9 protein-coding genes are annotated in these 10,652 nt (G+C 72.2%); 3 read left to right on the top strand and 6 right to left on the bottom strand.

All coding sequences use genetic code 11. The features are described 5' to 3' along the window. The first annotated feature begins 358 nt into the window (after window positions 1–358). Window positions 359–553, top strand: coding sequence for a DUF3073 domain-containing protein (locus Q0R63_RS15925; RefSeq protein WP_295699331.1), 195 nt, complete (start codon window positions 359–361; stop codon window positions 551–553). Between the two features lie 142 nt (window positions 554–695). Here the strand turns inward: Q0R63_RS15925 and purM are convergent, their stop codons facing one another. The 5 genes from purM to Q0R63_RS15900 all read right to left on the bottom strand — a co-directional run bounded on the left by purM (window position 696) and on the right by Q0R63_RS15900 (window position 7,365). After that, window positions 696–1,817: a phosphoribosylformylglycinamidine cyclo-ligase gene (gene purM / locus Q0R63_RS15920; protein WP_295699328.1), complete on the bottom strand. Its 1,122-nt coding sequence runs from the start codon at window positions 1,815–1,817 to the stop codon at window positions 696–698. Between the two features lie 103 nt (window positions 1,818–1,920). After that, on the bottom strand, window positions 1,921–4,758 hold the full coding sequence (locus tag Q0R63_RS15915; protein ID WP_295699324.1) for an FAD/NAD(P)-binding protein: 2,838 nt from the start codon (window positions 4,756–4,758) through the stop codon (window positions 1,921–1,923). A 136-nt stretch (window positions 4,759–4,894) separates the two neighbouring features. Further along, window positions 4,895–6,568: an amidophosphoribosyltransferase gene (purF, locus tag Q0R63_RS15910; protein ID WP_295699321.1), complete on the bottom strand. Its 1,674-nt coding sequence runs from the start codon at window positions 6,566–6,568 to the stop codon at window positions 4,895–4,897. A 128-nt stretch (window positions 6,569–6,696) separates the two neighbouring features. After that, entirely contained in the window at window positions 6,697–6,945 is a 249-nt protein-coding gene (locus Q0R63_RS15905) for a hypothetical protein (protein WP_295699319.1), read from the bottom strand. 42 nt (window positions 6,946–6,987) lie between these two features. Beyond that, window positions 6,988–7,365: a sterol carrier family protein gene (locus Q0R63_RS15900; RefSeq protein ID WP_295699316.1), complete on the bottom strand. Its 378-nt coding sequence runs from the start codon at window positions 7,363–7,365 to the stop codon at window positions 6,988–6,990. A gap of 123 nt (window positions 7,366–7,488) precedes the next feature. On the opposite strand from Q0R63_RS15900, the gene Q0R63_RS15895 reads away from it, so the two are divergent. Beyond that, window positions 7,489–9,024 (top strand): M1 family metallopeptidase, encoded by a 1,536-nt coding sequence (locus Q0R63_RS15895; protein ID WP_295699312.1) that lies wholly within the window; start codon window positions 7,489–7,491, stop codon window positions 9,022–9,024. A gap of 139 nt (window positions 9,025–9,163) precedes the next feature. After that, window positions 9,164–9,514, top strand: a complete 351-nt coding sequence (locus Q0R63_RS15890) for a LuxR C-terminal-related transcriptional regulator (RefSeq protein WP_295699309.1) — start codon at window positions 9,164–9,166, stop codon at window positions 9,512–9,514. Here Q0R63_RS15890 and Q0R63_RS15885 read toward each other — a convergent pair. Continuing rightward, complete coding sequence (locus Q0R63_RS15885; protein ID WP_295699306.1) at window positions 9,448–10,314, bottom strand: LLM class flavin-dependent oxidoreductase; 867 nt, start codon at window positions 10,312–10,314, stop codon at window positions 9,448–9,450. The two genes, Q0R63_RS15890 and Q0R63_RS15885, sit on opposite strands and share 67 nt — an antisense overlap. Window positions 10,315–10,652: the final 338 nt, after the last annotated feature.

Below are 10,652 nucleotides of genomic sequence, written 5' to 3'. Positions count from 1 at the left end.
CGCACGGCGGGGATCCACGACGCCACCGCCCGCGTCCTGACTCGCGCGCAGGAGCAGGGGATCACACCCGCCGAGGCCGCCGACCACCTCGCCGAGGAGCGGATGGCGGCGGCGACACCCGGAGGGATGTGGCTTCCGGGAGCCTGATCGCGAAGGTCCGACGCAGGTCCGTCCGCGGGCCCGGACGCCGGTCCACCGGACCGGTGGTGTCGGGTACGCGGAACCCCCCCGGCTGAGGTAGCGTTACTCCCACGAATACACACGATTCCCGGGGCCGCTCCGCAGGTGGTCGACAAGCCGAAGCTGGCTTGCCGACCTGAGTGATGCCACCCCGGCTGACGCATGAGGGGGTCACGCCATGGGGCGCGGCCGGGCGAAAGCAAAGCAGACGAAGGTTGCTCGGGACCTGAAGTACTTCTCTCCCGACACCGACTACAGCGCGCTTGAGCGTGAGCTTCACGGTTCCACGCCGTCCATCGAGCCGGATCGACGATCCGAGCCCGATGAGGACGAAGGCGACGAGTACGGGAAGTGGGTCTCCGGCGAGCGGTGACGCTCGTCTCCCGCTGAATCACCTCATGCGCCCGTGCGGGCGTTGGCTGGTGGCCAACCACCACCGGTCCCTCAGGGACGGACGGACGTCTGTCGGCTGATCGCGCTCCACCTTGACCCTCTGGCGTCGCGCGACCGGGCGCTCAGGCGCCGGGATGCTCGCCGACGACCTGGACGGCCCCGCCGACCACGCCTTTGGCCCCCCGGACGACCTCGTACCGCGGGTCGGGCTGCGTGTCCGTCTCGGCGGACACCTCGCCCATGACCCACGCCGGTATGCCCCGGGCCCGAGCCTGCTCGATCGCGGCATCAGCGTGGTCGGCCGGCACGAGCGCGACGAAGCCGACGCCCATGTTGAGGGTGCGCTCGAGATCGGATCGGGGCACCCGGCCGAGGGCGCCGATCGTCGTGAAGACCGCGGGCGGTGTCCAGGTGCGCCGGTCGACCCGGGCCAGCAGACCCGGCGGCAGGACGCGGGCGAGGTTGGCAGCGAGTCCGCCCCCGGTGACGTGACTGAGCCCGTGGACGTCGAGGCCCTCGGTGCGGACGAGCGCGAGGAGGTCCGCGGCATACACCCGCGTGGGGGTGAGCAGCTCCTCCCCGAGGGTCCGCCCGAACTCCGGCACCTCACGCTCGAGCGACCAGCCCGCGGCGGCGACCACCCGGCGGACCAGGGAGTAGCCGTTGGAGTGCAGCCCACTGGAGGCGAGCCCGATGACGACGTCGCCGGCCGCGACCCGGTGCGGCCCGAGGATGTCCGCGAACTCCACCACACCGGTCGCGGCGCCGGCGCAGTCGTACTCGTCGGGCTCCAGCAGCCCCGGGTGCTCGGCGGTCTCGCCGCCGACGAGCGCGACCCCGGCCTGGGCGCAGGCCGCGGCGATGCCCCCGACGATGGCGGCGATCCGCTCGGGCACGACCTTGCCCGTGGCGATGTAGTCGGTCATGAACAGCGGCTCCGCGCCGCACACGACGATGTCGTCGACGACCATGCCGACGAGGTCGAAGCCGATGGTGTCGTGGCGGTCGAGTGCCTGGGCGATGGCCACCTTGGTGCCGACGCCGTCGGTCGAGGTCGCGAGGATCGGGCGGGTCATCCGGGCGATCGCGCTGGCGTCGAACATCCCGGCGAACCCGCCGAGCCCGCCGAGGACCTCCGGCCGCTGGGCCCGGGCGACCGCCGCCTTCATCAGCTCGACCGCCTTGTCACCCGCTTCGACGTCGACTCCTGCATCGGCATACGTGATCGGCGCCTGGTCTGTCACGGGTCCAGCCTATCGACGGTCGTCCGGTTGGCTCGGCCGCGCTCGGGGCTCGGGCAGACCGGTCATGTGACGAGGTCTGTGCGGCCTCGACGCTCGGCTCCGGTCAAGCAGGCACTGCGTCCAGCCGTCGCCGGTCGAGAGGGGACGGGCGCCGGTCGAGCCGGGCCTCGAGCAAGGTCCTCGCCTCACCGCAGCGGCCACACCGGACGAGCGCGAAGAGGAGGGTGTCCTCGACGATCTCCCGCTGCGCGGCACTGCCCCCGAGCTGGACGAGCCAGGGCCCGAGCAGGCGCAGGGTGCGCACCGCGTCGTCCCAGCGCTGCTCGGCGACCGCGGCGAGGGCGTCGCAGAGCTGGACGACCACGTCGCGCATGACGGGTTCGTGGCGGGCGGCGGCGTGCGCACGCAGCCGGGCCATGGCCGCGAGGTCACCGGCCGCGGTGAGCGCGACGGCCGCGTGCATGGCCGTGAACGGCGTCGTCGGGCGCTCGAGCAGCTCCGGTCCGATGGTGTCGAGCACCGAGGACAGCGGCAGGTCGCCGGACCAGGACCCCGTCATCTGGCAGCGCCAGAGCAGCGACGCGGAGTCGACCAGGGCCCGCACGCCCGAGACGTGGGGCGGCGCGAGCTCGGCGTCGTAGCGGCGGTGCAGGGCCTCGAGCGACCCCAGCGACAGCTCGTGGAGGGCCGCGTGCCAGGAGAAGTGCGCGAGGTGGGAGGCCTGCCGTCCGGACGTCGAGATCCAGTGGTCGAGCCAGCTGAGCCCGGCGTCGTGCTGGCCGGTCTCGTAGAAGACGTGGGTCTGCGCGTGGACGGCGGTTCCCGAACCGGGCACCTCGAGCAGAGCGCGCACGGCGAGGCGGTCGGCCTCGTCGTAACGGCCCTGGTCCTGCCGGACGAAGGCGAGCAGCCCGGCATACCACCAGTCGTCGCCGTAGGCCGGTCGCAGCGACTCGACCAGCGCCCAGCTCTCCTGCTGGAGGTCGGTGACCCCGGAGAAGGCGATCGTCGGGACGGCGGCGCTCACCGCCAGCGCGTCGCGCGGGTGGGCGGACAGGTGGGCCATCAGTGCGGCGGCCCCGTCGGCTCCCGGGCCGGCGACGCGGCGCGCCACGACGTCGACGAAGCTGTGCTCCCGGTCGGTGGTCCACCGGGAGAGCGTCGCGCGGGCGGCGGCGACCGAGGCCTGCACGTCGCCGTGGGCTCCCAGCTCGTGGCCGAGCAGCGCCAGGGCCGCGTGCCCGAGCGAGAAGCCGGGGTCGAGGGCAACGGCCTCGCGGAACGCCTCGTCGGCGCCGTCCTGCACGCAGAGGACCCGCGTCAGGCCGAGGTTGTATGCCGCGGCCGCCTCCGCCGTCGTCGACAGCGGCAACCCGTGGCCGTCCTCCGGACGGGCCGTGCCGCGGCGCGGCGCCGGGTCACCACGGAGCATGGGAGCGGCCCGCTTCACCTCCTCGGCGTCGACGGCTCGGAGCAGGGCCACGACGTGAGCGGCGGCCGACGCCGACTGCGAGCGCATCTCCGGCACGGCGCTCGACTCCCACAGCTCGCCGCGACGCAGTGCCCCGACACACCAGGTCGGCCAGTGGTGGGGATGCTCCCCGTCGGTCGTGCCTTGCAGCCGGCCGGCGAGGTCGCTCGCCAGCCCGATGCCCAGCGGACCGGGAGCGCCGGCGCCGGTGGCGAGCAGGTCGACGACGAGCGGGTTGGAGCTGCGCCCGACGTCGGCCTGGGGCCCCGTGCAGTTGACGACGTGGGCGACGTCGAGCTCGCGGCCGTCGCCGAGCACCACGTGCAGCCCGGTCTCTGACTCCGAGACCGAGACGACCTCGCCCCGGCCGACGACGACCTCACCGGCGCGTCGCCGGGCGGCCAGGGCGGCCGCGGTGCGGCCCGGCATACGGTGTCGGTGGGTGTCCCAGCGGGCGACGTCGGTGCGGAGGAACTCGCGCCGGTCCTCGAGCGAGAGTCGTTGCCACAGAAGGGCGGTCACGGGTCGGAGCCCATCGAAGGCCGGGCGCCAGTCACCACGTCGGGCGGCGGCCGCCAAGTGGTCGGCGACCAGCCTGCGGGCCATGGGAAGGGCGATGCTCGTCTGCGCGCCGATGGCGGCGACGAGGGGGCCGCAGGGGACGCCCGCGATGCGGGTGGTCGCGTGGACGGCGGGGACGAGCCCACGACGGGAGGTGGCGTGCACCGTCCGACCGGGCCGGGCGAGGCTGAGGGCCACGTCGACCATGGTGAGTCCCGTGCCGACGAGGAGCACATCGCCGTCGGCCTCGGCCAGCCGGGCCAGCACACCGGGTTTCCAGGGGTCGGCGACGAAGCGGTCGGAGGCGCAGAGGCCGGCCGGTGCCCAGTCGATGCCCGGCGACTCGATCCCGAGGGCCAGCACGACGGCGTCGGCGACGAGTCGTTCTCCGGTGTCGAGGACCACGACGACCCGGTGCGTGGCGTCCGGCGCGGGCAGGGCCTGCATCGACGTCGCGGTGCCTCGGACCGACACCACCGACACCCGACCGGTCGCGGCAGCGGCCGCGATGGTCTGCTCGAAGGTGGCCCGCAGGTAGGCCCCCCAGACCCCGCGGGGCCGGAATCCGTCGGGATCGTTGGCCGGTCCCTCGGTCGCCGGTTCGTCGGTCGCCGCGGTGGGCGGGGTCCAGGCGGTGAAGTGCCCGACGTCATCGAGGTGCGCTGAGAGGTCACGGGTGCGGACGTTGAGCAGGTGCGCCGGATCCGCGGTCGAGAAGGCGACGCCACCCGCGGCCGGCTCGCCCGTGTCGACGACCACGATCTCGACCGCGGTGCCGAGCGAGTCCAGCTGGCGCAGCAGGGCGATGGTGCTCAGCGTGCCGGCGGCTCCGGCGCCCACGACCACGACCCGACGACACTCGTCGCCCCGGTCGGTGGTGGAGCAGTCGCTCACCCCGTGCTCACCCACGCGTCCCCATTTCCCTATTCCCCACAGGAGCAGTGGGATTAGTCAACCATGCCCGCGTCTGCGAGGGGGAGCGTTCAGGATAGGCCCACGGTCGGCAGCCGGGCCAGGTCCTGTGGCTGGGTCTCCCGAGGGTGGGTCAAGGGTGGAGGAGGGCGTTCTCCGCCCCGCCGGACACGCCCACCGACACCCCGTCGGCGTCCCCGCGGTCGGCGGAAGGATGGACGACGTGAGTCGCGTGGGCTGGGTGGGGTGCGGAGGCTGCGGGGGTTGCGGGGGCCTCGATCTCGACCTCGAGGTGCAGGTCGGTGTCGTGACCGGTGCGCACGGAGATCGGCAGCGTCTCGAGGATGTGCTTGCCGATCCGGCCGTCCTCGGGCAGCTCGATGGGGTAGGTCCCCGTGAAGCAGGCCGAGCACAGCTCGGTCGGCGGCTGGCCGGTAGAGGCGATCATGCCCTCCTCGGAGATGTAGCCGAGGGAGTCGGCCCCGATCGAGGCCCGGATCTCCTCGACCCCCAGCCCGGTCGCGATCAGCTCGGCCCGCGTCGCGAAGTCGATGCCGTAGAAGCACGGCCACTGCACGGGCGGGCTGGAGATCCGCACGTGGATCTCCAGAGCACCTGCCTCGCGGAGCATCCGCACCTGCGCGCGCTGGGTGTTGCCGCGCACGATGGAGTCGTCGACGACGACCAGCCGCTTGCCCCGGATGGTGTGCTCGAGGGGGTTGAGCTTGAGCCGGATGCCGAGCTGGCGGAGCGTCTGGGAGGGCTGGATGAACGTGCGCCCGACGTAGGCGTTCTTGACGAAGCCCTGCCCGAACGGGATGCCGGACTCTTGCGAATAGCCAACGGCCGCAGGCACGCCCGACTCCGGCACGCCGATCACCAGGTCGGCCTCGACCGGGTGCTCGCGGGCCAGCTGGGCGCCCATCTCGACCCGGGCCTCGTGGACGACCCGACCGCTGATCACGGCATCGGGGCGGGCGAGGTAGACGTACTCGAAGACGCAGCCCTTGCGCGTCGGCGGCGCGAACCGGTGTGTGCGCAGGCCGTGCTCGTCGATGACCACGAGCTCGCCGGGCTCGATCTCGCGGACGACGCTGGCGCCGATCGTCTGGAGCGCCGCGGTCTCCGAAGCGACCACCCAGCCGCGGTCGAGCTTGCCGAGGGCGAGGGGCCGCACGCCGTAGGGGTCGCGAGCGGCATACAGGGTGTGCTCGTCCATGAAGACGAAGCAGAAGGCGCCCTTGAGCAGGGGCAGGACCTCCAGGGCGCTCGCCTCGAGGGTGCGGTCGGGGTTGCTGGCCAGCAGCGTCGTCACGAGCGCGGTGTCGGAGGTGTTGCCGCGGCCGAGCTCGCCGCGGCGGGAGGCGCCGGCGCCGAGCCGCTCGGTGACGAGGTCGCGCAGCTCGACGGTGTTGATGAGGTTGCCGTTGTGGGCGAGCGCGACCGTGCTGTCGCCGTCACCGCCGAGAGTCGGCTGGGCGTTCTCCCACGTCGAGCCGCCGGTGGTCGAGTAGCGGGTGTGACCGATGGCGATGTGCCCGCGCAGCGAGTTGAGCGCGGCCTCGTCGAAGACCTGGCTGACCAGGCCCATGTCCTTGTAGACGAGGATCTTCTCGCCGTCGCCCGTCGCGATGCCCGCCGACTCCTGGCCGCGGTGCTGCAGAGCGTAGAGCCCGAAGTACGTCAGCTTGGCGACGTCCTCGCCGGGGGCCCAGACGCCGAAGACGCCGCAGGCGTCCTGCGGACCCTTGTCCCGGGGTTCGAAAACGTTGAGGTCGTGGGAAAGTCTACCGTCGCCGCGTGCCACAGGACGAGTCTCTCACGGGCCCGAGCCGTACCCGCCTTCCGGACTCGCGATCCTCTCGATCCCGGACCCTGATGACCCCCCCCCGTATCGCGAGGATCGCGAGTCCGGAGGGGGAAAGGCTGCGGAGGTCAGCGCCGCCGGTCGAGCAGGACGGCCACGAAACCCGCGACCAGGGCCCCGAGGAAGGCCCCCATGACGCCGAGGTAACCGATCTGGGACCCGGCGCCGTAGCCGGGCGCCTCGTCGCCGATCACCGAGAGGGCGCCGCCGACGACGAACCCGAGGATCACACCGGTGATGATGAAGCGCTTGAAGTCCGGGCTGCGGGGTCGCCCCGAGGCGGGTCGCTGCGTGCGGGGACGTTGCTGGATGGCCACTCGACAAGCGTAGGCGATCTCGGGCGCCGGCGCTCCTGACCGCTACATCCCGGCGACGGGCAGCAGGTCGGACAGATCGGCCCGCAGCCCGGAGGCGCGCAGGGCCCCGGAGCCGACCGCCTCCGACCAGGTCGCGCCGCCGGTGGCGAGCGCCAGCCAGGTCGCCGCATCGGTCTCGAAGACGTTGGGCGGGGTGCCCCGCTTGTGGGTCGGCCCCTCGAGGCACTGGACCGCGCCGTGCGGTGGGACCCGCAGCTCGACCGACCGTCCCGGGTGCTGGGCGGCGAACTCCTCGAGGGTGTAGCGGACGGCCGTGGCCACCACCGCGCGGGGGGTCGTCGACAGGTCCGAGCCGGCCCCGCGGCATACCTCGAGGGCAGCGCGACCGAGGGCGAGGTCGACACGTCGGCGGGCAGGCACCCGCGCATCGTGCCACGTCGGACAGGGAGCGCGCCGCGCTCGACGGGCGGCGGAGGCGAACCGGGAGGAGGATCCCTGTCACCGACGCGGCCGGGCGGGCCGCGCCCCTCGAGAGGACACCTCATGCGTCGACCGTCATCCCATCGCCGGGTGCGACGAGCAGCGGTCACCGTCGCCGTGGGCACGCTCGTCGCCGCCACGGCCGCGTACGCCGCCCCCTCACCGGGGGCACGGGGGATCGGTGACCCCTACTACCCGCTCTACGGCAACGGGGGCTACGACGTCAGCCACTACGACATCGCGGTCTCCTACACCCCGAGCAACGACCGGGTCGTCGGCACGACCACCATCACGGCGACAGCGACCCAGGACCTCAGCCGGTTCGACCTCGACCTCGCCCTGCCTGCCTCGTCGGTCACGGTCGACGGCGTGGCGGCCGGCTTCCGGCAGGGTCCCCACGAGCTCGTCGTCACCCCGGCGAGGCCGGTGCGCAACGGGCGTCCCCTCACCGTCGTCGTGCAGTATGCCGGGATCCCCTCGCAGACCAGCGTGGACGGCCTCGACCCCTGGGTGCGGACGGCCGACGGGGCCGTCGCGGTGGGCGAGCCGGAGATCGCGGCGTGGTGGTTCCCGAGCAACGACCACCCTCGGGACAAGGCGACCTTCGACATCGCGGTCACCGTGCCGACCGGGGTAGAGGCGCTGAGCAACGGTGTCCTGCGGTCAAAGACGACATCGGGCACGACCGACACGTGGTCCTGGCGCGAGAGCTCGCCGATGGCGACCTACCTCGCCTTCATGGCGGTCGGCCAGTTCGACGTCCGGTCGGGCACCTCAGCCACGGGACTCCCGTGGGTGACGGCCGTGGCCGCGAACGGCGGCGCCGAGGGCCGGTATGCCGCGGCCGACCTCGCGCGCTCGCCCGAGGTCGTCGACTGGCACGCGAAGCAGTGGGGCCCCTACCCGTTCGACGTCACCGGCGGCGTCGCCCCGGCGGCGGACTTCGGCTTCGCGCTGGAGAACCAGACGCGTCCGGTCTACACCCGGGGGTTCTGGTCGAGCGGGTCCAACATCTACGTCGTCGTCCATGAGCTGGCCCACCAGTGGTACGGCGACTCCGTGAGCGTCACGAACTGGAAGGACATCTGGCTCAACGAGGGGTTCGCGACCTTCGCCGAGTGGCGCTGGTCGGAGACCCACGGCGAGGGCACGGCGCAGCAGCTGCTGCGCGCCAGCTACGACGGGATCCCGGCGGGCGACAGCTTCTGGACGTTGCCGATCGGCAACCCCGGGGCGCACCGGGAGTTCTCCGGGGCGGTCTACACCCGGGGCGCGATGACCCTTCAGGCCTTGCGCAACCGCGTCGGCGACCCCGCGTTTTTCCAGATCATGAGGGAGTGGGCCAGGCAGCACGCCTACGTGAACGGCCAGGTGTCGCAGTTCATCTCGCTCGCCGAGCAGCTCTCCGGTCAGGACCTCGACGGGTTCTTCCAGGCCTGGCTCTATGCACCCAAGAAGCCGGCGCCCACGTCGGCGAACGGCCTCGCCGACCGGTCGAAGGTCGACCCGGCAGCAGTCCCGTCGAAGCGGCTCATCGACGCCGTCACGGCCGCGGAGACGACCGCGAGAACGGGTGCGGAGACGGGCCGCCGGAGCTGACTCTGCGGCATACCGGGCGGGACGTCGCGCTCAGGCTCCGCGTCGAGCACCCCGGGACGGCAGTCATGGTGCTCTCCCAGTTCGTCCAACGGCGTTATGCCTCGAGCTGCTCGACGACGGTCGGGGAGAGCGTGGTGGAGTGGGCTACCTGCTCAAGGAACGTATCGCTGATGTCGACGACTTCTGTGCTGCCCTGCATCACGTCGGGTCGGGTGGCACCGCCCTGGACCCCGAGGTCGTCACGATCATGATGACCCGGGCGCTGGAGGGAATCCTCGAGGGGTTGACCCCGCGCCAGCTCGAGGTCCTCACCCTCATCGCGGAGGGTCGCTCGAACGCCTCGATCGCCGCTCGCCTGCACGTCAGCGAGAAGGCGGTGGTCCAGCACTCGTCGCGGACAACCACCTCGGCCTGCCGGGGTCGTCAGGCGCGCAACGACGGGATCGTCTGTGTCCCAATGGTTTCCAGGACCGTCTCGGACCCGGCGTAGGGGCCGTCGGCGCGCGGCCAATGGGTGATGACGTCAGTGAACCCCAGCCCATCAGCGCGGCCGACCATCTCGGTGAAGAGGTCGGCGCTCTCGAGCGAGAACCTTGGCGAGGAGTCGAGGTTGAGATAGCGCGGGTAGGTGGTGGGGTCGCGGTCGGCGGCCACGAGGGCCTCGTCGAGGAGGCGGGCCGACTCGGCCAGCCCGGCGTACCAGGCGTCGAGGGTGTCGACCTTGGCGCCCGTGGTGATCCACCCGTCGCCGTATCGCGCGGCGAACCTGAGTGAGCGAGGACCGTTGGCAGCAATGAGGATCGGTACGTCGGTGACCCTCGGGAGGGTGCGCGCGTCCGCCGCCGAGAACCAGGTGCCGGCGCTCGTCACGTGGTCCTCGTCGCGGAGTCGCAGCAGGAGCCGGGTGAACTCATGAAAGCGCTCGACGCGCTCCTTCGTCGTGAGGACGGCACCACCGAGGATGCCTGAGTCGAGGTCTCCACCCGTGCCGACGCCGAGCAGGAACCGGCCACCCGAGATGTCGTCGAGGGACTGGACGTCGCGATGGAACGCGACGGGGTGACGATAGTTCGGCGAGACGACGAACGTCCCCAGGCGGATCCGGCTGGTCACCATGGCTGCCGCCGTGAGGGTGGGTGTCGTGCCGTACCACGGGGACTCGGGCAGCCCACCCCAGACGAGGTGGTCGTAGGTCCAGGCATGGTCGAAGCCGAGCTCCTCGGCGGCCCGCCACCGTGGTGCGGCCTCGCGCCAGGTGATCTCAGGCAGGATCGTCAGGCCGAATCGCATGGTCCGACCCTAGACGGCTGCTCGTCCCGACCCGTGCAGCGGCTCCGGTCACTGGCTGAGAGTCATCGGCTTCGATGCCATCGCCGGGTCAGCGCTGGGTCGCCGCTGGGTCAGCGCCAGGACGACGTGGTCAGCCGAACATACAAGGGGACCAGCCGTGCCCGACCTGCCCCGGTATGCCGGGCCGCCGGCCACCTTTTGCCTGTTTGACGGCGCACCTGGGGCGAGGAGGGATCCTGTCAAGCCCTGATTCGTCCCCTGTGGATACCGAGAGGTCACGAACACCCCATGTGGACAACGGGATTGGTGATCGTGACGGACGAGGGGCTGTCGGTGGT

Source organism: Lapillicoccus sp. (assembly GCF_025353065.1).
GTDB lineage: Bacteria > Actinomycetota > Actinomycetes > Actinomycetales > Dermatophilaceae > Lapillicoccus.
The sequence above is the reverse complement of the archived record's forward strand: the minus strand, read 5'-3'. Positions and strand labels throughout refer to the sequence as shown.

Excerpts from the sequence above, each read along its gene's own strand:
- Q0R63_RS15925 (WP_295699331.1), top strand. The coding sequence starts at position 359 with ATGGGGCGCGGCCGGGCGAAAGCAAAGCAGACGAAGGTTGCTCGGGAC.
- Q0R63_RS15895 (WP_295699312.1), top strand. The coding sequence starts at position 7,489 with ATGCGTCGACCGTCATCCCATCGCCGGGTGCGACGAGCAGCGGTCACC.
- Q0R63_RS15885 (WP_295699306.1), bottom strand. The coding sequence starts at position 10,314 with ATGCGATTCGGCCTGACGATCCTGCCTGAGATCACCTGGCGCGAGGCC.